At 42.6% G+C, this 25354-nt stretch carries 27 protein-coding genes, 1 tRNA gene and 1 riboswitch; of the genes, 5 read left to right on the plus strand and 23 right to left on the minus strand.

Annotation, left to right across the window (positions count from 1 at the left end; translation table 11 throughout):
* Positions 1–57: 57 nt before the first annotated feature.
* The 8 genes from BLT94_RS21890 to lpxK are packed head-to-tail and all read right to left on the minus strand — an operon-like array spanning position 58 to position 7368.
* Positions 58–234, minus strand: coding sequence for a hypothetical protein (locus BLT94_RS21890; RefSeq protein WP_175530222.1), 177 nt, complete (start codon positions 232–234; stop codon positions 58–60).
* Complete coding sequence (locus BLT94_RS00815) at positions 231–899, minus strand: class I SAM-dependent methyltransferase (protein ID WP_217641215.1); 669 nt, start codon at positions 897–899, stop codon at positions 231–233. Before BLT94_RS00815 ends, BLT94_RS21890 begins: the two co-directional genes overlap by 4 nt.
* Positions 900–912: 13 nt before the next feature.
* Entirely contained in the window at positions 913–2346 is a 1434-nt protein-coding gene (locus BLT94_RS00820; protein WP_092229501.1) for a lipopolysaccharide kinase InaA family protein, read from the minus strand.
* Positions 2347–2351: 5 nt separating this feature from the next.
* A complete protein-coding gene (rfaP, locus tag BLT94_RS00825; protein WP_092229503.1) occupies positions 2352–3176 on the minus strand; it encodes a lipopolysaccharide core heptose(I) kinase RfaP in 825 nt (274 codons plus the stop codon).
* Complete coding sequence (locus BLT94_RS00830; RefSeq protein ID WP_175530223.1) at positions 3173–4300, minus strand: glycosyltransferase family 4 protein; 1128 nt, start codon at positions 4298–4300, stop codon at positions 3173–3175. The genes rfaP and BLT94_RS00830 overlap by 4 nt, the downstream gene beginning before the upstream one ends.
* Before the next feature lie 2 nt (positions 4301–4302).
* On the minus strand, positions 4303–5304 hold the full coding sequence (locus BLT94_RS00835) for a glycosyltransferase family 9 protein (RefSeq protein ID WP_092229507.1): 1002 nt from the start codon (positions 5302–5304) through the stop codon (positions 4303–4305).
* A 23-nt stretch (positions 5305–5327) separates the two neighbouring features.
* Positions 5328–6224, minus strand: a complete 897-nt coding sequence (locus BLT94_RS00840; RefSeq protein ID WP_092229509.1) for a lysophospholipid acyltransferase family protein — start codon at positions 6222–6224, stop codon at positions 5328–5330.
* A gap of 7 nt (positions 6225–6231) precedes the next feature.
* Complete coding sequence (lpxK, locus tag BLT94_RS00845) at positions 6232–7368, minus strand: tetraacyldisaccharide 4'-kinase (RefSeq protein ID WP_092229512.1); 1137 nt, start codon at positions 7366–7368, stop codon at positions 6232–6234.
* A gap of 256 nt (positions 7369–7624) precedes the next feature.
* Here lpxK and BLT94_RS00850 point away from each other — a divergent pair, with 256 nt between their 5' ends.
* Complete coding sequence (locus BLT94_RS00850; protein WP_092229514.1) at positions 7625–8785, plus strand: radical SAM protein; 1161 nt, start codon at positions 7625–7627, stop codon at positions 8783–8785.
* On the plus strand, positions 8778–9920 hold the full coding sequence (hemW, locus tag BLT94_RS00855; protein WP_092229518.1) for a radical SAM family heme chaperone HemW: 1143 nt from the start codon (positions 8778–8780) through the stop codon (positions 9918–9920). Before BLT94_RS00850 ends, hemW begins: the two co-directional genes overlap by 8 nt.
* A 20-nt stretch (positions 9921–9940) precedes the next feature.
* On the opposite strand, the gene selB is transcribed toward hemW, so the two are convergent.
* Both selB and BLT94_RS21895 read right to left on the minus strand, forming a co-directional pair.
* A complete protein-coding gene (gene selB, locus BLT94_RS00860) occupies positions 9941–11857 on the minus strand; it encodes a selenocysteine-specific translation elongation factor (RefSeq protein ID WP_092229520.1) in 1917 nt (638 codons plus the stop codon).
* 20 nt (positions 11858–11877) lie between these two features.
* Positions 11878–12051 (minus strand): hypothetical protein, encoded by a 174-nt coding sequence (locus BLT94_RS21895; protein WP_175530224.1) that lies wholly within the window; start codon positions 12049–12051, stop codon positions 11878–11880.
* 196 nt (positions 12052–12247) lie between these two features.
* On the opposite strand from BLT94_RS21895, the gene BLT94_RS00865 reads away from it, so the two are divergent.
* Both BLT94_RS00865 and BLT94_RS00870 read left to right on the plus strand, forming a co-directional pair.
* Positions 12248–12323: transfer RNA gene (locus BLT94_RS00865), tRNA-His, on the plus strand.
* A 136-nt stretch (positions 12324–12459) separates the two neighbouring features.
* Positions 12460–12645, plus strand: a complete 186-nt coding sequence (locus BLT94_RS00870) for a hypothetical protein (protein ID WP_092229522.1) — start codon at positions 12460–12462, stop codon at positions 12643–12645.
* A 186-nt stretch (positions 12646–12831) separates the two neighbouring features.
* On the opposite strand, the gene BLT94_RS00880 is transcribed toward BLT94_RS00870, so the two are convergent.
* The 13 genes from BLT94_RS00880 to BLT94_RS00940 all read right to left on the minus strand — a co-directional run bounded on the left by BLT94_RS00880 (position 12832) and on the right by BLT94_RS00940 (position 23205).
* A complete protein-coding gene (locus BLT94_RS00880; RefSeq protein ID WP_175530225.1) occupies positions 12832–13842 on the minus strand; it encodes a peptidylprolyl isomerase in 1011 nt (336 codons plus the stop codon).
* A gap of 42 nt (positions 13843–13884) precedes the next feature.
* Complete coding sequence (locus tag BLT94_RS00885; RefSeq protein ID WP_092229527.1) at positions 13885–14244, minus strand: 4Fe-4S dicluster domain-containing protein; 360 nt, start codon at positions 14242–14244, stop codon at positions 13885–13887.
* The gene (locus tag BLT94_RS00890) at positions 14244–14966 is read right to left on the minus strand and encodes an NADH-quinone oxidoreductase subunit I (RefSeq protein ID WP_092229528.1); all 723 of its coding nucleotides are present in this window, start codon (positions 14964–14966) and stop codon (positions 14244–14246) included. Before BLT94_RS00890 ends, BLT94_RS00885 begins: the two co-directional genes overlap by 1 nt.
* Positions 14950–15426 (minus strand): hypothetical protein, encoded by a 477-nt coding sequence (locus tag BLT94_RS00895; RefSeq protein ID WP_092229530.1) that lies wholly within the window; start codon positions 15424–15426, stop codon positions 14950–14952. Before BLT94_RS00895 ends, BLT94_RS00890 begins: the two co-directional genes overlap by 17 nt.
* Positions 15426–16880: a hypothetical protein gene (locus tag BLT94_RS00900; RefSeq protein WP_092229533.1), complete on the minus strand. Its 1455-nt coding sequence runs from the start codon at positions 16878–16880 to the stop codon at positions 15426–15428. The genes BLT94_RS00895 and BLT94_RS00900 overlap by 1 nt, the downstream gene beginning before the upstream one ends.
* Complete coding sequence (locus BLT94_RS00905) at positions 16877–17230, minus strand: hypothetical protein (RefSeq protein WP_092229535.1); 354 nt, start codon at positions 17228–17230, stop codon at positions 16877–16879. Before BLT94_RS00905 ends, BLT94_RS00900 begins: the two co-directional genes overlap by 4 nt.
* 100 nt (positions 17231–17330) lie before the next feature.
* On the minus strand, positions 17331–17528 hold the full coding sequence (locus tag BLT94_RS00910) for a hypothetical protein (protein ID WP_092229538.1): 198 nt from the start codon (positions 17526–17528) through the stop codon (positions 17331–17333).
* A gap of 3 nt (positions 17529–17531) precedes the next feature.
* Positions 17532–18935 carry a reductive dehalogenase gene (locus tag BLT94_RS00915; RefSeq protein ID WP_092229540.1) on the minus strand — a complete coding sequence of 468 codons (1404 nt, stop codon included), beginning with the start codon at positions 18933–18935 and terminating at the stop codon, positions 17532–17534.
* 234 nt (positions 18936–19169) lie between these two features.
* Positions 19170–19394: a hypothetical protein gene (locus BLT94_RS00920; RefSeq protein ID WP_092229542.1), complete on the minus strand. Its 225-nt coding sequence runs from the start codon at positions 19392–19394 to the stop codon at positions 19170–19172.
* A gap of 23 nt (positions 19395–19417) precedes the next feature.
* Positions 19418–21322, minus strand: coding sequence for a 4Fe-4S dicluster domain-containing protein (locus BLT94_RS00925; RefSeq protein WP_092230074.1), 1905 nt, complete (start codon positions 21320–21322; stop codon positions 19418–19420).
* Positions 21323–21491: 169 nt separating this feature from the next.
* Complete coding sequence (locus tag BLT94_RS00930) at positions 21492–21860, minus strand: hypothetical protein (protein ID WP_092229544.1); 369 nt, start codon at positions 21858–21860, stop codon at positions 21492–21494.
* A 65-nt stretch (positions 21861–21925) separates the two neighbouring features.
* On the minus strand, positions 21926–22561 hold the full coding sequence (locus BLT94_RS00935; protein ID WP_092229546.1) for a sulfite exporter TauE/SafE family protein: 636 nt from the start codon (positions 22559–22561) through the stop codon (positions 21926–21928).
* A gap of 128 nt (positions 22562–22689) precedes the next feature.
* Complete coding sequence (locus BLT94_RS00940) at positions 22690–23205, minus strand: metal-sulfur cluster assembly factor (RefSeq protein WP_092229548.1); 516 nt, start codon at positions 23203–23205, stop codon at positions 22690–22692.
* A 26-nt stretch (positions 23206–23231) separates the two neighbouring features.
* Positions 23232–23397, minus strand: a riboswitch (cobalamin riboswitch).
* Positions 23398–23563: 166 nt separating this feature from the next.
* Here BLT94_RS00940 and BLT94_RS22475 point away from each other — a divergent pair.
* Positions 23564–25237 (plus strand): sigma-54-dependent Fis family transcriptional regulator, encoded by a 1674-nt coding sequence (locus BLT94_RS22475; protein ID WP_092229550.1) that lies wholly within the window; start codon positions 23564–23566, stop codon positions 25235–25237.
* The last annotated feature ends 117 nt before the right edge of the window (positions 25238–25354 follow it).

Genomic DNA, 25354 nt, shown 5'->3' on the forward strand with positions numbered 1-25354 from the left:
CAAGATTCTATGGGCAAGTGGGATTCGATAGGGATCTCTGGCCCGAAATACTTAAGTTCATTGGGGCTGATTGTTAGCACCCGGTGAAGCGTCTCGTTCGCCGGACAAACCAGATTTTGAGGAGAAATCATGAAGTGCCGAAACATCATTATTCAATAGAAAAGGCATTGCTGCATTGATATTTGCATCATCCCAATTCCACCACCTTAGTTTTATCATTTTTTTAAGCTTCATGGTTGTTTTCCTTCAAATGACGAGTCGTTTGATATTTGTGAAGGAGTTGGTTTATTGGCTTTTATTGGTTTTAAAGTGGCTTTTAGAGCAGAACAGGGAACAATATAACATAAATTTTCTTCATAAAATTCCATAATCCATGGATGCAAATTAATTATTTTTTGAATCAATTGTTTGAACAGCTTGCGTGTTTTCCATGGAGACCGGAACACCAGAGAAATATCTTCTGTTATAAATTCACAGTTATTGTAAAATGACGGAACTTTCCTTTTAAACCGTCTCTGCTGTCCTGAAAAATATTCAAAAGAATAAAGACCAAAAAAACGTCTGTGTGTATAGTCTGAAAAATAATAGGGATTTGAAAAATGAGGAACGTATAAATATTTTTTTCCTGAAGGTTTTAACACTCGCCAAATTTCTTTCATCAGTAAATCAAAATGATCAATATGCTCCAAAAGGCTTTTTGAATGAATTTCATCAATACAATTGTCTGGTAAAAAGGAAAGTCCCTGTTCCAGATCGGCAATTATATCAATGTGGGGCATATCGATTATATCGATTAGTATCCTCCCTGGTTTTTTCTTTCTTCCGCTTCCAAGTTCCAGAACAACTTTAGATGAACTGTTGAGTGTTTCTTTCAAATCTATTTTAAAAATAGGCTCCATGTATGCTCCTTATTTATTTCAATAAACTAAAAAAGCTTGCAACCCTGGGCTTTTCAGCCCAGTTTTTCATAAATCGTTTTACATCCTTACTTCGGGCCCTGGCAAAGCGAGCCTTTCCTTTGTGTACAGTCATGCTGTCAAGATCAATTAAAAAAGCCTTGCCGTCATGGATCATAATATTGGTGGCCTTCATGTCCCCGTGGCTTACACGCAAGAATTCAAGCCGCTCAAAAATGTGGAGAATTTGTTGGGGCAGATCGTTTTTATCCTTGGATGGGTGGTCTTGAAAATGCTCCCTGGCACTGATTCCCTCTATGTAATCACATATCAAATAGGCCCTGCTTCTAAATGGACCGAGGCGTAACTCTTTCATGGCGATGGGTTTGGGGGTTCTGATCCCATATTCCAAAAGCAGGTGGGCACCAAACCAGGAACGGTCTGCACGGCTTTTTTTAAAGGCCAGCCTCAACCCATGGACAGGGTTTTTAACATTATAGCGTTTTACCACAAGATCTTGACCATCCACCTTGAACCGAACCACAGTTGCCGTGTTGCCATTCTTTAGCATGGCGGTTCCAGGAACATTAAAGGCAACATCAGGATCTTTTAAAAAAGACGCCATTGCCGGGGTGTAACAGACGCGTTTGCACAGGGTAAACGATGTGAATGATTTTATGCAGATCGTTTCTGTGGACGCCCTGTAAATTTTTTTCAAATACCGGCTGGTACTGAATTTACGCATTTCTTTGATCCGTCTTTGAAGGGTGGAGACTAGTTCATCCGTATTTTTTAAATTTCGGGCTGCGCAATACGCCGAGACCAGTTCCATGAAAAGCGCCCTTTCCCTCAGGTTCCGCTGGGCAAACAGAATGGCCATATTTTTCAAGCTTGCCCCTGTATCAAGGGGAGCGTTTCTGTGTTTATTCTCCAGTGCCGATCCGTCTAAGGCGTACAACTCATTGTCCTTGACAATGAAATTATCAAGATGAAGGTCATTGTGCTGAAGGCCTGCCTCGTGCATCCGGGCAAGCAGTATCATGAGCTTTGTCAGATATCCCCGGCACTGACTTGAATCCCTGGATGAATCAAGCACCGCGCCAAGGTTTTCCGAAGGATGGATATACTCAAAGAGCAGGGCTTTGGCCCGGCCTTCCCTGACAGATCCAGAAAAGACGATTTCAGCGGTTGGAATGCCGTTTTTTTTTAGCAGCCTGTTTCCCTCAGTCTCCATCTCTAAATGTTTTTCAGCCCTGAAACGTTTGTAGAAAAGTTTTATCACCACAGGTTTTCCACACCATTTGCCAAGCAACACAGCCCGCTTCCCGGGAACAAGCCGTAGAAGGTCTGTGCATTCCAAAAGTTCGTCATCTCCCGCCAGGGTCAGATTAAACGGCGGCATAAACCGCTTTCCGGCAATAACAACAGCTCGTTTTTTATCTTGATTCATGGGCGCTACCAGATGGCCTGCGGGTTTTTTTTAAATTCTTTTTTATATAAATTTACAGCTCGCTGCTTGACAAGCCACCAGAAAAATTTGTTTTCATTGATGGATTTTTCCGGGGTTGTATTGTGATATATACCGGCAAACAGCAATAGATCCTCTTTTGTCAGACCAAGATCCATGCTTGAAAAAAGAAGAGCTGAAACATCTTTTGCCCGCCATCTCAAGGGGGTTCTGGCACGAATCTGCACCCGATGCAGGTCAATGAGATAAAGATGAATATCTTCCGGACCAATGGCATCAACGCCTTTTGCAATATCTAACAAATAATGACAGATATAGAGATCCCGATGATTCAAACCGTTTTCATGGATGGTTCTGGTAATTTTTGCCACCTCGGTTATAAGGGCACGCTTCAATGTCTTGGAAGGAGGCGAAGACGCCCAGTCCTGGCAATACTTTTCAAGACTGATGGTCTCCTTTAATTCATGGGTCACCACAAACGAATGGATTTTTGCTGGATTCCAGCCAACCTTGCCGTATCCCACAAGGCGCATGGTACTGACACCGATGCTTTTCAGCTTTTTGATGGCCTGCCACTCGTTACGGGCGCTTAGCACCGGGGGAGTGCGAAACTGAATAAGATTTTTAATTATTTTTTTCCACCCGACACCTGTATGGAATTTTCCAAAATAGTACTCGTCACCAAAATGGAAACGAACAGTTCTCCGGCCGGAGCATTCCCTGTAGATCGACCCTTCAACACCGAAAAGCCTCTCAAACCCCTTTTTTTCAATATTCCAATATTCTTTCCATATTTTTGGCAAAACAATCATAAAGTAACCTTTTCGATAAAATCCGCAACCTTTTGAGATCGGCTGAAAATATCTGTATGTTCAATGTATTTTTTGCAATTAGCCTGCCACACATTCCGCTGGTCCGAGGTGAGCATGAAAGAAAGCGCCTGGTTCAGTTCTTCCTGGTTAAAAGGATCCCTTACCACCTGCCCACCTTGGGCACAGGTGACATGAAAGCTGTATCCGCAGATATCCGTTGTAAGCACCGGAACATTGGCGGCCAAAGCCTCTATAATAACCGTTCCTGTATTTTCGACGGATGCGGGATGAATAAAAAAATCAGCGGCCATAAGCAGCTGGGGCACATCACTTCTGGTGCCGATAAAGCGAACTTGTTCCAGAACCTTAAGTTGCTTTGCCAGGTGACTGTAATGCCGTGGGTTATCTTTGCCCACAACAAGGAGTACGGATTCCCTTAAAATTTCAGGCGGCAGGGCGGACACTGCGCGAATGGCCCGGGCAACTCCTTTTATTTTGAAATTGGTACATACCATTAATAAAACGGTCTTTTCTCGTCCGATCAATAGCTCTTCACGCTTTTCATCACCAATTTTATCGGCATTCACAGGTGGCAGGAAGGCCCGTGAAATACCCGGCGGCATCAGGTGAAACCGCTCGGCGGTCGTCCCGTAATAGTCCATATAAAAATTTTTCTCCTTTTCCGTCAGAAGGAGAATCTCCGTCTTGGACCCCTTATCGAATACAGCCCTCTCCAAAGCCATTAAAGTCCTGTAACGGGGGGTATATCGGTGCAGCCGGCTACGTTCCATCATCTTGGCGGCATAGGAGACATCTGCAGCATAGTAGACATCCAGTCCGGTCATTTTGTTGAACCCGACCAGGACATCGTAGCTTTCCCCTTTGACGTACTCATGCACCAATTGGGCAAAGGATTTATATCGTGCATGATTGGTCATCCCGGATACCGGAAGGAGTCTGACCTCCAGCCCCTCGGGCTTTTTTCCTTCCCACGAGATAGTATAGGCAACAACCTTGTGCCCCCGGTCCATGCATTCCTTTGCAATGCCCATGAAATCGCCCTGCAATCCGCCAAAGGGGAAATATTTAAACAGGCAAAAGGCAAGTTTTAATTTTTTATTCATTTTCATATAAACCTTGCACAGGCATTAATCACTTTTTTAGCATTGATCTTCATGCAGGCCTCCGTACCATTTGGACATCGGTTGCTTCCATGTCTTCGGCAGGGTTTACAATCAAGGGTGTCATCCTGCACCACAGTTGATTGCGGATTCTGCCACGGTCCAAAACCAAACTCGGGAGAGGTTGCACAAAAGACTGCCACGGTTGGAATCTTGAATGCCGAAGCCATGTGCAGGGCCATGCTGTCGTTACAGATTAGAAGCGTGCTATATTTCATGATATAGAGTGTGTCTGAAAGTGAGAGCCTGCCCGAATAATCCAGGAAATCATTCTGATCGTTTATTTTGGCACATACGGATTTGTCAGCCGGGCCACCGATCAGCACAATTTTTTTACCCGATTGTGCAAAATGACGGGCAACATCCAAATAGCCCTGCCAGTGCCACTGCTTTGTTTTCCAGGCACTGCCGGGAGCCATGATAATTATTTCCTCTGCCAGGGGGAATGTTTCCTTTGCAGTTTTTGAAAGGTTTTCATACCCGGACGTAAAAAGTCTGAGATTCTTGTCAAATTCAGTTTCTGGCAACTCATCAAAAAGAAGGGACAGATTTCTTGTAGCGGAATGCCCTTCTACTTTTTTTTGCCTCTGCTTCGTGTATAAGAAACTTAATTTTGCATCCTTAAATCCTATCCGTATAGGAATCCTTGCAAGGGAAAGCAAAATGGACGTTCTGTAGGAGCGATGCAGGGAATACACCCGGTCAAATCCTTCAGCCCTAAGTTGTCGGGCCTTTTCAATCATGCCGGAAAGACTCTTTTCCCGGCCCCGCTTGTCAAACGTGATAACCCGGTCAACCAGGGGGTTATTTTCCACAAGGGCAGCAGCCAGGGGGGTTGTCATAACGGTCAGGCCTGCTTTGGGATGGAGTTTTTTCAACCCTGAAATAACGGGCGTTGACAGAATCATATCTCCAAGAAAACTCAATTGTACAAGAAGTATCTTCATAAGATCTCAACCTTCAAAAGCATCTAAGTCTCCTCCAGAGGTCTTGTTTTCCATCGATTATGAAGCCACAACCACTGATCCGGGTATTGCCGGATATAATCTTCGATAACGGCATGATAGGCCTGGGTGTTTACCAGGATATCGTGTTCTTCATTGCCGGTCCTAATCAATGGTATCTCAGGAAGAAATTCAAGGTGGGGCCGACCGTTTTTCCGGTAGGTCAGAGTCGGTACGGCAGGCGCGTTGGTGCGAAGGGCAATCCTTGCAAGCCCTTTGTTTGCAGAGGCCTTGCGGCCGAAGAAATCCACAAAGACACTTTGGTGCCGTTTTCTTGAATTCTGGTCCACGATCAGCCCGACAGCCTCTCCCCTGGCAAGAGTCTCAAACACGTCATCAAGGGCATTATGGAGGGGAAGCATTTTACACCCCGTAGACGATCTTTTTGCCTTGACATAACTCTCCATGACCGGAGATTCTATTGTTTTGTAGACAACCGAAAACGTTACACCTGTCAAACGGGTAAGAGCTGATCCATATTCCCAGTTTCCCAGATGGCCTGAAAAGACGATTACCCCCCGGCCTTTTGCCTGGGCGGCTTTAAAATTTTCAAGACCCGTTATCTCAAAATAATCAAAATAATCATCAGGATCAATGGTGTGAAATCTGGCATGCTCAAACAGCATTGTGGCAGTATTTTCAAAGACCCTCCTTGCCAGTAACCACCGGGCATGGGAATCCATCTCTGCTGCATAGGCATGGCCCAGGCTGTCAAGAGTTATTCTTTTATGCTTTTTATCAATACCAAACCAGATTCTTCCCAGGACTTTACCCAGGAAACGCCCCATGGAAGGGGAAAGTAATCCAAGAATAGACATAAAGCTTGAAAGGATGTGGCTTGTTATTTTGTCAGCAATACTCATAACACCCTTATATATATGATTGTATTTTCTTTTTTATCAACGATTCAAACGCCTCCCCATAATCTCCCATGAAACGTATTTGCACTCCAACCACAACAAGGAGTTCCGGGATCACAAACCGTTCTGCAATCTTCACATAATCCTTTTGGGTGGTAACAATAAAATCGGCCCTGATTTTTTTGTACCGTTCCAGAAGCATGGTAATATCTTCCTGTTTATACCAGCAATGATCTGGAAACTCAAGATGACCGGCAATTCCCATGCCCATTGCCTCACAGGTTCTTCTGAAATCCATATTGTTGGCAATACCAGAGAATAGAAGTCCCTGTTTTTGGCGATTCTTTTCAAAAAAATCTTCAACCGATTTTTTATCAAGTTTTCGGCCTAAACCAGTAACGATCTTGGAAATATGGGGGTAATGGGAGGTCCGCAAAACAGGCGTTTTTTTTGTATGTTTGTTCAATACGGGTTGTTCGTATTTTTTTAAGTTTTTTACATCACTCCTTGTAAAAATAATGGCATCACCACGTTCAAGGGAGGAAATAGGTTCCCTCAGCCGCCCCCTGGGAATAAGCTTTCCATTGCCAAAGGGGTGTCCTGCATCAAGAAGAACAAGATCAAGATCCCGTTTTAATTTAATGTGCTGGAATGCGTCATCAAGGACAATGACCTGGGAATCAAATTTTTGGATTGCTTTTATGCCAAGGGCATACCTGTTTTTTCCTGCAAGCACCGGAACTCCGAGGCTTTGAGCGATCAGAAAAGGCTCATCACCAGACTCTTCCGGCGTGCAGTAAAGCTTATGGCCGTCACAGACAACACCGCCCGATTGCTCGAATTTACCCTTGTAGCCTCTGCTGATCACGGCCACCTTGTATCCCATCTGCTGCACAAGATCGGCCACATACACTGTCATGGGTGTTTTGCCGGTGCCCCCGACCGTGATATTTCCCACTGATATGACAAAACAGGGCAGTTTTTTTGATTTCATCATCCCGGTACGGTAAAGGGCTATTTTTGTTTTTATAATAACGCTATATGCCTTTGAAAGCAGATCCAGCAATGTCTCCAGAGATAGCAATTTATCCCCGACCACAGGCCGGGCCATGATCGTTTCGATTCTTGTTGTCATCCTTTTAATCAACAAAAGTCACCAGTAAGAGGATGATGGGAAAAAATAATTTATTTAATATTTTCAACAACATAGGATGCCTATTTAACTGAGCCAGTGCCCAAATGGGTGGTTTGATTATTTTATGCCATGGATAAGTATCATAATAGACAACCAAGTTTCAAGATTTGGCCGAATAAATTGACTTTAAGTATTCCAATGCTTATAAAGAGACTGAACTTGGGATAGTATTAATTTTGACTGATAAGAAGACGGGTAGATATATTCTATGAAAAAGAAAAAAACAGATAATTACAAAGGATTTGAACAAGGTCCCATTCGTCCGCCCAGTGAAGCAAACAGTCTTTTGATAAGGCTGACGCGTAATTGCCCCTGGAATAATTGCACATTTTGCCGGGTATATAAAAAAAGAAAATTTTCTTTAAGATCTGTTGAAAATATCACCAGGGATATTGATTTTTTGCAGAGTTATATTCAAAAGATTAAAGAGATTGTCAAACCGGGCGGGTTTGTTGATAATCAGGTCATAAATTCCCTGTACAATGATTTTGACAAAAAAGATCGGGGTGCCTTTAATGCCGCCATTAACTGGTATGCATCAGGTATGAAATCCATTTTTTTACAGGATGCCAATTCTTTGATCATGAAACCTGATGATCTTGTGTCTGTGCTTGAACATATAAAAAAATGTTTTCCAGAGGTTGACAGGATTACGTCCTATGCAAGGAGCCATACCATTGCCCGGATCAAGCAGGATGATCTGCAGAGGATTGCCGATGCAGGATTAAACCGTATTCATGTGGGAATGGAATCAGGATCTGATATTGTATTAAAGAAAATTAAAAAAGGGGCTGACAAAGCAACTCATATCAAGGCTGGCTTGAAGGTAAAACAGGCGGGAATGGAATTGTCGGAATATGTTATGCCTGGGCTTGGCGGCATTGATTATTCCATAGAACATGCCCTTGAAACCGCGTCTGCACTCAACAGCATTAATCCCGATTTTATCAGGATCAGAACCCTGGCCGTGACGAATGGAACCGTCCTTGCCCAAGAGGTTAAAAGCGGGGAATTTGAAAAACCGAATGATGCCATGATGGCCAAAGAACTGCGGCTGTTGATTGAAAGTCTTGACGGGATTGATTCTTATATCAAAAGTGATCATATTCTGAATTTGTTTGAGACCATTAATGGAAAAATGCCTGAAGATAAAGAAAAAATGATCGGTATTATCGACCGTTTTTTTGAACTTGAACCTGAAAAGAGGATTTTATATCAGGTCGGCAGGCGGATGGGATTTTTCAGGGGCCCTGATGATATGGATAACAGCCCCCATCTTGAAAGAGTAAAAAAGGCCTGTACTCTTTACGGGGTAACTCCTGAAAATATTGATTCCGTGATTGATGAATTGATGAAGCGTTTTGTGTGATCAAACCTCCATTTATATCCACATCCCGTTTTGTGTTAAAAAGTGTGTCTATTGTGATTTTTATTCAAAGACCGATCTTTCATTGATACCCGGTTATATCAATGCCCTTCAAAAAGAGATTGAAAAACGGTCCGGGTTAAAGGACGCCATTGACACCATATACTTTGGCGGCGGCACACCTTCGCTTCTGAGTGCCAAAGAGGTTGAAACATTGTTGCAGACCATTGGGGATTGTTTTTCCGTTGCCAGTGATGTTGAAGTCACATTTGAAGTTAATCCTGGAACTGTTGACTTAAATTATTTCAGAGAGTTAAAAAACGTCGGCATAAACAGGCTGAGTATAGGTGTTCAGTCGTTTGATGACGATAAGCTTAAATTTTTAAACAGAATTCATACAGCCGGTCAGGCAAGGAACGCGATTGACTATGCCGGAAAAGCCGGGTTTGACAACATCAGCATGGATTTGATTTACGGGATTCCTTTTGAAACAAAAACAGCGTGGCTAAAAGATTTGAAAACGGCTGTAACCCTTATGCCGCCCCACCTGTCTTGCTATATGCTTACCATTGAGTCCGGCACCCCTTTGCATGAACAATTGAAAAAAGGTGTGATCCGGCCTCTTGGCACGTCTGATATGACAGTTCTGTTTAAACAGACCTCTCAATTTTTAGGGGAAGCCGGCTATGACCATTATGAGATTTCTAATTTCTCAAAAGGCCGGCAGAATCGTTCAAAACACAATTCAAAATACTGGGATATGATTCCCTATTACGGGTTCGGGGCTGCGGCACATTCTTATGATAAAAAAACAAGGTCTTGGAATTATCGAAGCATTGACGCCTATATAAAGGATATTTGTTCAGGCAGGCTTCCTGTTGAAGACCGGGAAACTCTCACCTCCAGGCAGACCATGATTGAGATGATAATGCTTCGGCTTCGTACCCTTGAAGGCCTGGATCTGAAAAAATTTACAACCCTTTTTTGCGTATCCTTTGAAACCCGGTTTAAGGATATTCTGGACCATATCCTTGAATCTTCTTTTGGGAGTGTTAAGGATGGCAGGTTTGCCCTTACCCTTGAGGGCAGGGCACATCTGGACAGTATTGTTGAGGCCTTTGCCGAAAAAATCCTGTAGGATTTTTATTAGAGTTTTTGTTAAACTTTCCGTCTTAACTGCCGTGTATCGCCCACCCGTATGGTCAGGTTGACGGTATCAAAGTATTCGATCAAAGGGATGACATATTTTCTGGACACTCCGGTCATCTCTTTAAACTCGGGTGTGGTGATGGATTCATTGTCTTTTAAGAATTTAATCAGCCGCTGTTCAAGCCTGGTGATCTCTTCGGCATCAAAATAGAGGTCGTCTTTTGTTTTGACAATGGATGTTTCATTGATCATCATGTGGAGAACATCTGTTGCCGTCTTTTTATCCAGATCCAGATCCTGGCAGATGGTTCTGAAAAAGGGCGGTGTCAACCCTGACGTTTGATAGATTTTCTTGATTTTGTCTTTGACTTTGTTTTGATCCACCTGGAGCGCCACTTTGTGAGTGGATAATTTGACAATGTTTTTGTCCAGAATTATCAGATTTTCCTTGGACAATTTTGTGAAAAGCAGATTAAAAAATTTTACATCATCAATATACTGGAACTTGGATTTAAGCTCCTGGGTCGGCATGCCTTCTTTTAAAGGATTATCGTTATGGTAGGCCTCAAGCTTCCGGATGATTTTTTCTTTGAATTTATCAAAAAAAGCACCATTCACATAAATCTGCCTGTCTTTGTCAGTCTGGACAACCTGTTGCTTGGCAAGCAGTTTCTGCAGATTTGCCGCCAGTTTCTTGTCCGGGATATTGGTCATGACACGAAGCTGGGCAAAAGACAGGCCCTGGTATCCTTTTAAACTGAGAAAAAACAAAACAGTCTCTTCCTGATCTTCCAGAAGAAGATTCTCCAGTCCCTGGATTACGGTTTTATCCAGCTGTTTATGCTTTTGGGAGGCTGGATTTAATATGGCACCGCCGCCAATTGTTTTTACCGGTGAATAACTTCGGATCACATATCGGTCATCCTTGATACAGCAGACAGGGGACTCCAGGCGGAACTGAACACAGGCCTCATCTCCGGGCAACAGCTCTTCTCTGTCAAGCAGTATCATGTATCCCAGTATCTCACTGGTTCCGGAATGAAATCTTATTCTGGTTCTGTTTTTAGCCGGTTTTGCATTGCTTTTTAAATAATGAAAATGAGCATCCACCATATAGCTTTCAATCAAGGTATTGGGTGTGGACAGGATATCTCCCCGGCTGACCGATTCTTTGTCCAGTCCCTGGAAATTAATGGCGGTCCGCGTACCCGCACCGGCCGTATCAACACCTGAGCTGTGAACCTGGATTCCCCGGACTTTGGAGACAATCTGTTTGGGATAAACCATGATATCGTCCCCGACATTGATGCTGCCCGAGGTCAGGGTCCCGGTTATCACGGTGCCAAATCCTTTCATTGAAAATACACGGTCCACCGGCAGCCTGAAGATGGAAGAATATTTTCTTTCAGGAAGTTTGCTGCAGATCTCTTCCAAAGTTTTTATGAATTGATCAAGCCCTTCATGTGTGACGGATGAAACAGGGATAACGGGTTTGTCTTCGAGAAAAGTGCCCTGCACAAAATCATTGATGTCTTCAAGGGCCAGTTCCAACAGGTCTTCATCCACCATATCGGTTTTGGTCAGGGCAATCATGCCATGCTCAATCCCCATGAGGTTGCAGATTTCCATGTGTTCCCTGGTCTGAGGCATAACCCCCTCATCTGCAGCAATAACCATTGTGACCACATCAATCCCGCTGGAACCTGCCACCATATTTTTTACAAATTTTTCATGGCCCGGCATGTCCACGATACCGATATGCTGCCCATTGGGAAGATCAAGAGAGGCAAACCCCAGTTCAATGGTAATGCCCCGTTCCTTTTCTTCTTTGAGCCTGTCTGTTTCAATGCCTGTCAATGCCTTTACAAGGCTTGTTTTTCCATGATCAATGTGTCCTGCCGTTCCTAAGATGATATTTTTTTCCAATGGTATAAAAATCCTAACTTTTATTCTGGTTTCTTTTTTCTGAAAAAAGCCATGCCATATGCCAGACCGACCAGGATGAGTCCTGTGACAACGCCGTAGTAAATTTCCCAATCCGGCCTGAACAGTCGGGTCAGGATAATGCCGAAGACAAGGCCTAAAATAAGCCTGACTAAAAATATTAAAAGTGCATTCATAAATAAAGTTCCTTTAACAAAATATTTATACGCAGGAATAATAGTCAAACAACACGTCAAGGTCAATGTAAAATATGGTCTTGGTATGGCATGGGAATTTCTTTGATAGAATAAAAAATCGGTATTTGAATTCAGTTGCATGAAAAAAGTATTGAAAAACAGATCAGGTTCTGTTAATTAAGGAAAGTTTTTTGCGGTGGGTGTAGCTCAGTTGGTAGAGCACTAGGTTGTGGCCCTGGTGGCCGCGGGTTCAAATCCCGTCACTCACCCCATTAACTTTCTTCTTTTATTTCAATAGCTTATCCTAATTTTTTTATCCTCTAAGAAGTTATCATCTTCAGGTTGCACCTGTTGAACTGCTTTGGTTCCCCCTGAATGGCATCATTTTTATCAGGAAGCATATACCGTTTGAAAGCATCTGAAACGTGGCCTGTGCCTCCCCGTTGGATCTGTGCCTATGTTTTTGCCGGTGTTTATGTGAACTTTATTACAGAAGAGGAAGACGACCGTGTCGTATTGGCTTATGGCTCAAACTATGCTCGACAAGCTGTTACAGAACTAAAAATATTTTCGCAAGACTGCCACATGTGCTAATACCTATTGTAATGGACAACTGCATGTTGTGATAAAATTTGCAAATTGTTCATTCCGTAACAGTCTGGCGATTGAAAAAGCTCAAGAATCAGCACGACCTTGAAAATAGTTTTCATTTGAACCAGAACATTAAGCCGTAAGATCTCCATGGCATACGATTGATATTTGCTGTGATATTCAATATATTCAGAGGCTTTCAGGGATTTTTTCTGTTTTTGTTTCAAGTCTCTGCTGTTTTATGAATTCATTCATAAGGGCCTTGGATCTGTGGAGTGTCAAATGTGTCTTGATTCTTTTGGCTGAATCTTCCAGAGAAATTGTGCTGCCTGTTTTTTTGCCTGTGACATGAATAATATGATACCCGAAACTTGTGGATATAATACCGCTTATCTGGCCGGGCTTTAGTGCAAAGGCTGCATCTTCAAAGCTTTTTTCCATGACCCCTCTTTTAAAAAAGCCAAGATCTCCGCCCTCACTGCTGCTGGGGCATTGGGACAGAGCCTTTGCCAGAGTGGCGAAATCTTTGCCTTCATTGATCTGCCTGAGTATTTTTTCAATCTCTTTTTTTGCATTTATTTTTTGTGCAGGATTTGCATCGGCATCAAGTTTGATTAGAATATGACTGGCCTGCACCTCTTCTTGCCGGTTAAATTTTTCAGGATTATTCTTGTAATATTCCAGGATGTCTTTTTCCTCAACAACAATGTTTTTTTCAAATTTTTGTTCAACAATTTTTTTTACTGCCAGGCCTTTTTCGAAATGATTTCTTAACTGGTTTTCTGAAAAGCCGATGCTTTTAAGCATATTTTCATAATCATTTGTATTTTGAAATTGTTTTTTTACCTTTAGTATCTCTTTGTCAATAGCCTCTTTTTCAATTCCATAGCCCATTTTAAGACTTGCAGCATAGAGAATTTCTGCATTTATAAGGCTTTCCAAAGCTCTGTTTCTTATCATGGGTTCGTCTTTTTTGGGTACGGCCTTGCCAAGGCCCAGAAGATGAGTGATAAGACTTTGTTGCTCCAGATCCAACTCTGACTTAAAAATGGGCGAACCATTGACTTTGGCAACTATTTTTGAATCCTGCTCAAGATTCTGCACCTGATCAGTTGAATGAGTGTCAGGGGCGGTAACAACAAAAAAAAGCATGATAAGCATTGCAGCAATAAATCTGGTTTGTCTTTTGATTTTTTTCATTTTCCATCCTTTAAACATTGATATTAAGCCATGGCTATTTGCCTAGGCAGCTTTTATTTTTTTTCCCTTAATTGATTGTTTATACCACGATGACCTGAGTTTCCACATTTGGGCTTCTTCAAAAGGGGCAAGCCCCCTTGGGCAGGCTTGCCGGCATTTTTTACAATTAACACAAAGATATCCGCCATTTTTCATGGTTTTATCCAGCATATTGATTTTGGCACCAAGCATAATTTCCATGGGGTTGCACCCCCTGGATAAAAGAGGACAGACCGCCATGCATTGACGGCATTCAGTGCATAGAATCACCTGGGGGGTTTTCTTGATTATCTGGAATAGAATCAAGCAGATGAGAAGTCCGATACAGATGATCACACAGGATGTATACAGAGCCAGAAACATTAGTTTTCATCTCCCTTTGCTTTGTCAAAATAAGACCAGTCTTCATTGCCTTTATCAAGGAAATCGGGTTTCACACTGAGCCTTAAATCTGTTTTATAGATTACCCCCATTTTGCACAGGGTAAAACACTTGCCGGATCTTGGGCATCCGCCATGGTGGATAAGCGGATGTATTCTTCCGTCTTCAAGTCTTGGCATGGTTATGACACCGTTTGCAATGACCGGGCAGGCAGATACACACATGGAACACGCAGGATAAAGGCATTCTTGAACCCCGAATTTTAAATTTCCGGCTTTTGCAGCAAGCATAAGGTCAAAAAAATTCACCTCTTCCATGAGATTGTTGGCTTTTTTAAAAACCTCAAATCCAGGGTTTTTCCCTTTTGTAAAATCAACACGAAAGTCGGCAAGATCACCTGGCATAATTTTCACCACCCGGTCATAAATGGGTTTTAATATGGCCACCTGGCGATCAGCCTCATCATATGCAAATACAACGATTCGGTCTGATGAAGGTTCTCTGGATAATTGTATCTTGATCCGATCCTTTAAAAAGGAAAATTTTGCCTGAATGGGCGGCACAACCCCAGGATAGGTGCCGGGAAATATTTGTTTAAGATCGGTTTGAAAAACATATACCACTCCTGCTATGGCGACAAATAAAAGTAAAAGCAAAACTCCTGCAAAAGATCGTTTTCTTTTAAGATTAGAATTTTCCATCATCTTTTAAATCCTTGATTATTTTTAAAACAGGTAAATTAATGGGGCAGACCCTGTCGCAATTTCCGCAAAGAGGACAAAAGGTTGCAGCATCCTTAACCTTTATTCGACAAGTGGTTACTTCATAATCCATATCTTTTTTTATCAAGGCTAATTGTTTGGCTGTAATAAGGGATTTATCAGGAAGCCTTAAAATCATTTCAGGATCAATATCAATTGCATTGCCGAGTCTCATCCTTATATTTGTTGCATCCACATAAATTTCAGGATCATTGGTGATGGCAGCCGATATAAAACCATAGGGATCTATTCCCAAAGGACAAATCTGCCTTCCTAAGACACAATTATAACAGGTTGTGGCCCAGGGATATCCTGACTTTATGGATGTGGTTATGGTTATGGCAAGAAAGGCTGCTATACAAAGATAGCAGAACACATTGATATGAATAAATTTTTTTTTCATTACAGCACCATTATAAGGACACCCACAATTGTCCCCCCTAAAATGCCACCTGGTTTGTGGGGTTTATAACCGGTAAGAATGTTTGTGAATATTCCGCAGATGATACCAAAGCAGATGGATACAATCATTTCTCCTGTTAAAAACAGATTGGATGTAAGTCCTATGCCTGCCACTATCAGCCCGGCCACAGGAGTTCCCAAAAGGATACTGATTTGAAGGGCATTGGCAGTTATACCGCTTTTGAGCCTTAAATTTCCTTCGCCTATGCCTCCTATTCCCCCCAAGGGTGAAGGAGCGCATGAGGCTGCGCAGCAAATGACAAAGCCCACCAGCATAACAGGAAGGCAATGTTCAATCCCGGTGCTTTTGCTGACTTGCGTACCAAACATTATAACTCCGGGCAGCAGTGCTGCTGCGGTAATCCTTCCGCAGGGCATGGGGAAAATAACCGGGATATAGACCAGAATTACCCCCACTCCGATGAATCCCAGGGGCGTATTTGCGGCAAACCAGACAAGAAGGGATGTCAAAGCATCAAATCCTCCTGTCACAAGAAGTGCCCCTGCCATCATAAACCCTGCAACCATAGCCGTTACAGGATGGATAATAATGCCGGCAACAAGACTTTTAAATCCGACATTGCCAACTATCATGACCATTATGGTCATAATCAGCAGCACGGTCTGTATGGGTATGGGAGGTTCAAATATAAAAACCGCGCCAAGGCCTATCATATAAAGGAAAAATGCAAAATACGCAGAATCGGGGAGCGCTTTGCCTTTTTGATGATCTGTTTGAAATTTATCCGGATTAATATTTATTCTTGAAAAAAAAGCCACCAGAAACATGGTGAGAATCGTGATGACCATTATGGATATCTGCTGTGAATTGGAAAAAGAGTGCAGATTGTATCCTGCCGTTCCTTCAACGATCATGCCGATGCCGCCAAGAGGAGAGGGACCGCAGGAAGCGGCAGCATTGACGATGAGTCCAAACACGACGGCAGGCACAATGGAGGGTCTGTTTTGCATGCGCGCCACTTCTATACCAAACATGATGGTGGCGGGGATAAGGGCGGCTGCCCATATTCTGCCGCAGGGCATGGCAAATATGGTGGGAATGTTTACAAGGAGGATAATGGTGCCGGAAAGTCCAAGTATCCTGCCCCGGGATAGTTTTGTCAGTATTGTTGCGGCTGCCTTGAACCCTCCTGCCGCATCCACGGAGCCTGCGAGTAAAAATCCGGCCAGGGTAGCTGTAATGGGATGAAGCGTTGCTGCTGAAAAAAACTGTGATATTCTGAACTCAGGCTTAAAGATCATGGCCATGGCAACAAGAGCTATGGAACCAAGTACCAGTACAGATTGAAGGGGCAGAACATCCTGCCGGATCCATTGCCTGAAAGATGATAACAGAATCAAAAAGAACAATATCAGTGAAATAATACCTGTCATGATTTTTTTCCTGAGCTGATTTTTTTTGCCCGCAGATGATGACCGGTTCTGTCAATACTCACCATGTCGCCTTTTGTGATTTTGCCCATGCAGAGGCTGCAGGTGCCTACATATGCAGTTACTGCCGTCTGGTCTTCAAGCAGGACTTTAAACGGCAGATCCAGTGCATAACAATCCATTGCACAACAATTATTCTTGAATGTTTCGGGACTGAAAAACATGGGCGTGGTCATGGCACGGCCTCTTTCTTTTCCGGGAACAATGTCTCTTAAAAGACTTAAAATAAAGATATATGCCCCGGCACTTAAGATCATCAAATCGGGTATTTTTTCCAAAAAAAGATCAATCATTAAATCTCCTTTAATATTTATTATGAAAGAACTTCTAACCTGTTAGAATCAAATCTCTTTTATTTTCTGTTATGGCAGATCAATCTGCCATGGCTGTTATTTATGACATGGAATGGATCAGAATTCCGCTTATGGCTCCTCCCATAATTCCCTGCATGTCCAGGGCAAAGGTGCCAAAAGCAATATTGAATCCGCAGCCGGCAACAATACCTGCCATGACGAGCCAGACCAGGCCGGCATGTCTGCTGTTGCTTAATTTTAAGATGAAATTTCGGGTCTCTTGTTTTTTGTCTTTCATTTTTTAACCCTGATTAACTGTTTTAAGAAATTTGGGGTCTGGGGCAGCCATTTCACCGTATCCCAGAAGGTTATCTATTTTTACCATGAGCCAATTGGTAAGACAGGATCTTCTGGAAATCATGAAGTTTGCAGCATTATGCAGGATATTGTCTGGTTTGTTATAAGGGCAGGAACCTATGCAGGCCATGCATTTAGGATTAGACACAAGGTAATTGCCACATTTTTCTCCGTCAATGGGCCATTTTAAGACTCCCCTTACAAGCTGGGGTTTGCCAAATGGTATGGCCTTTGTGGGGCAATATTCAGCACATTTTTTACAGATGTTGCAAAATTCTTTTATGCCCAGTTTCACAGGCTTGTCAAAGACAAGGGGAAGATCGGTTGTAACAACTGCAAATGAACCCCTTGGCCCCATTTTGTCATTGATGATCATGCCGTTTCTCGCCAGCTCTCCAAGACCTGCTTTTATGGCAAGGGGAACAATCTGGACTTCGCTCCACCTTGAGTAATGTGCCCTTGCAGAATATCCCATTCCCCTTATAAATCTTGCAAGTTCGACTGCTGTCTTTCCTCCTTCGGAAAAGAATCTCATGGTTTCTTTTAAATTCTCCAGCTCTTTGGCGGGTATCTTTTCCGAAGTCTTTATCATCCGGCCTGACAAGGCAGCAGCAAGCTCTTCGGGAATGGAAGAGTAAAGTTCTTCCCAGGGAAGCGGTGCTGATGGAGCAGCAAGCTTATATCTTATATCCTTACCCACTATTATGGCATTGGGGTGGGTAAGCCTTATGGGGTTGCCATTGTGATCATTTGTAAAAACAAAGGTGGGGTCAAGCTGTGTGATTCCAACCATCCTGGCTCCAAGAGCCTTGGCCTGGTCCTTGATATGCTCTGTTAAAATTTTTTCATTGGTCACCTTTATTCTGGTCTGGTCTGGTTTTCCATCCCTGTTTATCTTATGGGAAACCTTGCCGACACAGATATCATATATGGAAAGGGTCAGCTGATCCGAGGGAAGAGCCATACTCATATCGGCGTAAAGCTCTGATCCTGGTTGCTGTCTTGCATCATAACGATCCTGTTTTGCCTTTATCTGAGTTGAACCAAAGGAATTTGATCCCGTGCTCTTCTGGGTCGGAATGAACAGAGCCAGTATGAATATGGAGAACAGACCCAGGCCGGTGATCATAATTTTTTGTATTTTTTTGCTCTCAAATGCACCTCTTTGTTTTAATCTGATAAAACCATAGGTGACCCCTGTCATGCTTATCAATGCAATAGAGCTGATGATAACTCCCTTGCTCATTTTTTCTGAGAAAAGTATGGTGGTAAGAACCAATAACAAGCCATCTATCGTAATGAGGCATAAAAAGCTTGTTAATTCAAACCATTTCCATCCCGGTTTCATATGTAAATTCCTTTACAGATCAGCATGGATAACTTCCTTTAACTTATTTGGTTTCCATGAAAAGTTTGCTGATATTTTAATTAAATTTGATTATCCTTGTTCAACCATGGTATTTTTCATAAGGCTCCCCGGCTCAGGACACTGCAACTCAAGATTTGCAAATTGTTTTTTTTGCAAAACTTCTTCCAAGGTCGCGGGTTTCTTTCTCGGGGAGCCTTGTTCATGGTCCGGACACTATTCTTTTTCGGGTTTGAAAAATAACATGGTTACAAGGCCCGGAGCTGAGAATATTAAAAACATGGCCATGAATCGCCATCCTGCCCGAAGGCTTCCCACTTCAATTCCATCGTAAAAGCCCCATAGTCCAAACAAAAGCATTCCGACAACCACTGACCATCCCCACATCTCAATCCATGTGAGACTCACAGACAGCTCCTTTGAACCTATTTTTAGAGACATAAATAACTCCTTGTTAAATTTTTTTATTCATTTACCCAGTCGTCTGCAGCTTGTTTATAAGACCAGGTCCCTTTTTCATATTTTGATCTTGGCGGATAAACATCTTTGTCTTGTTTATACCAGCCTCCGGAATAAGCTTTTCCTTGCTTTAGCTGACGCTCGGCTTCCTCTTTTGTCAAAACTTCTCCAATTTCCTTAAGATCCTTGTCAGTCTCTTTATCAGGAATATCCCAGTGAATGTTACGGTTCCTTCCATTTTCATCAAGGAGGTGGGCGGGAATTTCTCCCCATTCAATGCCTTTGTAGCGTATGCCGACCTTGCCCATTTTAGCTCCCACACCTGTTGCCCATTCTTCATCAGGGCTTCTGTCTTCTTCAGTATAGATATAGCTTCCTATTTTTCGTGGAAATTTGGTTTTATGACCTGGGTTTTCAAGCAGCCATCTTGCCGGGCGGTTTGTGCCAAATTGTTTTGAATCAGTTCCGTACTGGTAATCAAGCCAGTCTTCAAGCCCTACACCGTTGACATTTCCAAAAAGGTAAGGAGCAAGATATGAATGTTTGAGCATGTAATTGCCCATAAGATGAAAAGCCGTGGCTGGTTTGTTGTAAGGGCAGGATTTAAGACATTCGTTGCAGCAGTTGCCATTTAGATTGCCTACCCTGAAACGGACACATTTATCCTTGTCCACATGCCACATCTCAATTCCGTTCTCAATGGTTCTTTTTCCCATGGGAATTGCATTGACCGGGCAGGAACGGGCACAACGGTCACAATGTTCACAAAACCTTGTTACACCATAGGATTGACGGGGAGGATCAACTGCCATTGGAAAATCAGTAAGAATGGTGGCGGATTTAAATCTTAAGCCGCCTACGCTTGGTACAACCGCATCACTGAGCCGGCCGTATTCACCAAGGCCGCAATAGACGGAAAAGGGTGTTTCAATGGTTTCATAATTTATACCTCCATGACCCACTCGTGCCGCATATCCCATATCCCTTAATGTCTGGGCAAGACGTATAGCAATAAATGCGCTGGTGCTATAAGCCTGGCCGCTTTTTGTGATGCTCCACCATGAAAAGCCCGGATCACTTAAGACCCTTCTCCATCTTTGATCTGTGAACACCTGAATGCCGTATTTGAGTTCTTTAACCTGATCCAGGGGAAGGGGGTTTCCCGCCGTCATGAAATCATGTGAGTAAAACCATCTGGGGTCCATTCTACAGATACCCACATCCTCTGAACCAAGCCATAATCCAATCTCCTTTATCATCATGGCATTTTCTTCGGGAGTGTATTTCGCCTTTTTGTAGCCAAGTTTTCCCGCAACATTTCCCAGCAGAACATCCCCTTTGTTCCAGCCGAGTTTTTTCTCCCGGTGTGCCCCTTCCCAGTTGGTCCAGGGATATTTATGAACTTTAACGGGTTCCCCCATTATCTGATCATTCGCCCTGAGTGCATCCGTCAATATTGTTGAACCAAAAAGCGACCTTGACAAAGGAAGGCTCATTAAAAAATTTGGGTTGTCAATGGACTTGATGGTCTCTTCGTCAGTGTATACAAGACCGCTGTTGCTTACTTGAGGGCCGAGAACCCCCATCAGAGCCCTTCCAAATCCATGGTTCATTTCGCTGAACCTGTGGGTTTCGCCCTTGATATAGTTGGGTGCTTGAGGTGCGGGAAAAGGAAAGAACATGAAAAAAGCGATAATTGTCCAGAAGCTTGACATGGATATGATTCCGATTTTTCGCATTTTTTCAGTAATCTTGAACATCATGCTCCACCAGCCCATGGCAACGGCCGCAGACAGCATGATTGCAAACAGAGCGTAAATATTAAGCTTTGATGCAAAAAAACATACTATGGATACGGCAAATACAACCCATAAGCCTATAAGTATGTGCTTTTTAAGTTTTTCATCCATAAAAAATTCCTCCAAAAAAATTAAAAACTGGTTAATTGTTTTTGTGCCTGAATATACTGCACAATCATTGCTTTGGCTGACCAGGCCTTCGTGGTCTCTATGCCTCCTTGTTCTCAATATCTACTTGTTCTCAATGTCTTATTGTTCTCAATGTCTTATTGCTCCATGATTAATTTGATATGCGGGCAATAGTGGATATCCCAAGGCCGATATGACAAAAAACAATACCAATGAATTCCGTCCAGGAGGGCCTTATTCCGCTTATAAACCATAGTGTGGTTATGGATACCCATGATGTGGCAAGCCAGATAATGGATATCTCATAATAAGAAAGGTTAAAGTGAAATTTGCCGATCTGAACCAGAATTCCACTTAAAATAAAAATCACAACAGTGAGCAGGATAATGACGGGTTTGGTCAAAAAGATCAGACGCAGATATTCCATTACGCCGTTGGCCTCATTCCATTGTGTGCCGGAAAGTGCTGCGGAAATAGCCATAAACAGACATGCAACCAGATAAAAAGCTGCAATTTCCATTGCCTTCCTCCTCATATTAATGCTTTGGTTATTGATTAAAGGTTTTGAAAACAAACTTAACTGTTTCATGAAATAAGCCCCAGAATTGAAATTGCCTTACAACAAAAAAAGATTCCAACGCCAATGGAGGCAATTTTGCCAAGCAGGGCAAAATTTTTGCGCCCGGATAAACCTCCCATGAATCCCAAGGGGAGTATATAGAGGGTGGTGGCCAGAAAAAATGCCAGGAAAAACAGAACTCCGAACAAGGGGTTTGCTGATTTTTGAAGACAATAGGAGATGGCCAAAAGAAAAGGCGGGCAAACATTAAGTCCTGTAAGGATTCCCAATACATACGGGAAATAATTTGTGTTACCGATTTTGTTTGCCTGGGAACACATGCCGAAATGAGGAAGTTTTACGCCCATGCCATAGGCAATAAGAAGGACGGAAAGGACAATGGTGGCCCAGGCACCTGTCTTGAATCCATAAGCGCCCAAAGCTTCACCCAACAGGCCTATGGCAAGGCCAAAAACAAGATAGGCAATGAAGCGACCCCCTATGAATTTTAAAAGAAAACTCCAGGTGGAGGATCGTGAATTGATCTGCCCCCTGGCAAGGGTTACGGAAAAAAGCACGGGTACACAGGAAGTAAAGCAGGCCGGGCCTGTGGCAATTCCCAGCAGAAAACCATTTGTTGCAGGTTCCAGAAACGATACCATGGTAAATCCTTTGTGTATGAAAATTTTAAAAAAATCAAAACAGCAATTTGTATATTTTGCTGCGGGCAAACCAAGGAGACCGGATTATAGTATGAAATGGCCGGGTCTGCCTGCGGCAGTTAGTTGGTTCATTCGTTGTGAATGTGATCAGGTGCCTGACCTAAACCAAGAAGCTGATCCCGTATTTCGGGAGCCAGCCGGTTGATGGTCCAGGGCGGATCAAAGGTGAGCTTTAGATTGATTGTTTCAAGTTCAGGGATTTTTAACAATTCATCCTTGATTCCCTCAATAAATGTTTGTGAAAAAGGACAGGTCGGTGTGGTAAGAGTCATGACAATATTTACCATTCTGTCAATTATGCTCATTTTATAGATAAGACCAAGTTCAAGTATATTAAGCTGGAGTTCAGGGTCCAGGACATTTGCCAGGGCAGAGTTGACAATATTTTCTGTTAACGGGCCTGAAGAGGCGGAGTTTAGCTTGTTTGTCCAGGAGTATTCATTTTTTAAAGCGGAAGGTCCCCGGGTCTGGAAAAAAACTGCTGCAACGACTAAAAGTAGAAATCCATAGATTATGATCAGTTTTGATTTGTTGCTGATATTAATATCAAAAGGCATAGATGCATTCCTGTCAAATATATCCATACCTTCTTTTCCCCGCGGTTAAGACGGTTTATTTGTTCTATCAGTCAAGTATCCTGGCTTGCGGCTCAAACTTTCTCCCCGCACCTTCCCAAACGTATTGTTCAGTGGTTATTGCAGGGTGTATTCCGCTTACAGTTGCGGGGCAGCACCGGATTTTAACCGGCTTCCATGTACTGATAAAAAAATAATGTTCCGTTATAAAGACATAACAAGAAATATGCCAAAGATAATAATAATCATAACTGTTTGAAATAATATTATGATTTTATTAATAGCCATTTATGAAGAAAATAACTATATATCGTTTTTGGCGATAATTAGTTGAAAAACAACTGATTATCGTGGTAAATAAAATTCCATGAAAATTTCACAAGGCTACCAACCGGAATTTGAGTCTCTCCAAAAACTCATGTTGCAGATGTCAAGAGAACGTTCTGAAAAAAAAATACTTAAATTATTATCTGAAACTTTTGTTGCAAGACCCCATGTGGCTTTTCTCAGAATATGGCTCGTCAAGACAGGGGATGACTGCAATGACTGTAATAAAAAACATTTGTGCCGGAATACTTCTTGCCTCCACCTTGTTTCAAGCGTAACTAAAGAGCAGGGAAATAAAGAATGGCAAAGTATAAATGGAGAAGAACGCCGTATTCCACTGGGGTTTTCAGATATAGGTGATGTGGCTCTTAGTGGTCAAGGGGTTCGTCTGGATAATATTCAAAAAGAAAAAAAACATTTATATGAAAACATACTAAGGCAAAATCCTGATTTGATTGGCCACTGTATTCAACCTTTTGTGTCAAAGAATGATATTCTTGGCGTTATATCCGTTTACACCTGGATTGATCTTAAAAGGATAGAAAGGGCGGCACTGTGGCTGGCAACCCTTGCAAATTTCACTGCATCCGCCATTGACAATGCCCGTGCATTTGAAGAGATCAGATCCTTAAAGGGCCGGCTGGAACTTGAAAACAGATATCTGAGAGAAGAAATTGATCATATCCGGTCTTTTGGCGATATCATAGGCATAAGTCCTCCTATTGTGAATATGATCAAGCAGATAGACAATGTTGCCCCAACCAGTGCCAGCGTTTTAATTCTTGGAGAATCAGGAACGGGTAAAGAGCTTGTGGCAAGAGAAATTCACAAACGAAGCACTAGAGGGAACAGGCCCATGATCGGAGTGAATTGCGCATCAATTCCAGGGGAACTATATGAAAGCGAGTTTTTTGGCCACAAAAAAGGAGCTTTTACCGGTGCCATTTCAGACAGGGCCGGTCGATTCCAGGCAGCCGACGGCGGAACTCTGTTTTTAGACGAAGTTGGAGAAATCCCACTTACCATGCAGGGAAAACTGCTCCGGGTTCTGCAGGAGGGGTTGTATGAAAGAATAGGAGAGGAAAAAACCAGAAAAGTTGATGTCAGAATAATCGCTGCCACAAATAGAAACCTTGAAAAAGAAGTTGCAGCAGGAAGCTTTCGCAAGGATCTATATTACCGGCTGAATGTCTTTCCCATTGAGGTTGTTCCCCTGCGTGAAAGAAAAAAAGATATCCCTCTTCTTGCCCGGCATTTTTTAAACATAGTGTCGGGAAAAATGAATCTTCCCGTACCCTATTTGACTGAGTTAAATATCAGGGAGCTCATGAATTATGACTGGCCGGGAAATGTACGGGAACTGCAGAATGTAGTTGAAAGAGCCGTCATCACGTCCAAATCCGGTTGTATTCTTTTTTATTTGCCTGGGAACTCTTCAAAAGTTAAGCATGATGAAGGCGGACTAAGATCTTTAAGAGAAGCACAGGAAAGTAAGACGGTTTTTACAGAAAAACAGATAAATACAAAGATCAGACAAAATATAATATTTGCCCTGGAACAATGTAACGGAAAAATATATGGACCAAATGGAGCAGCAAGTCTTTTGGGCTTAAGACCCACAACCCTGACATCAAGGATCAGCCGTTTTAAAATAAAAAAAGATGAACTTTGCTTGGACCAAAGAGTTATGTCTCAAGGAAAAAAACATAAATGAATCCAGCAGGAACTTGGAGGTTTTTTAGGTCGGTTTGTCCTGGTCAAAGGCAGAAAGATGAGGGTATACGGAACGTTGTCTCTCCAGCCTTTTTCTGTCGGGCAGCCCGGATTATGA

The organism is Desulfobacula phenolica (assembly GCF_900105645.1).
GTDB lineage: Bacteria > Desulfobacterota > Desulfobacteria > Desulfobacterales > Desulfobacteraceae > Desulfobacula > Desulfobacula toluolica.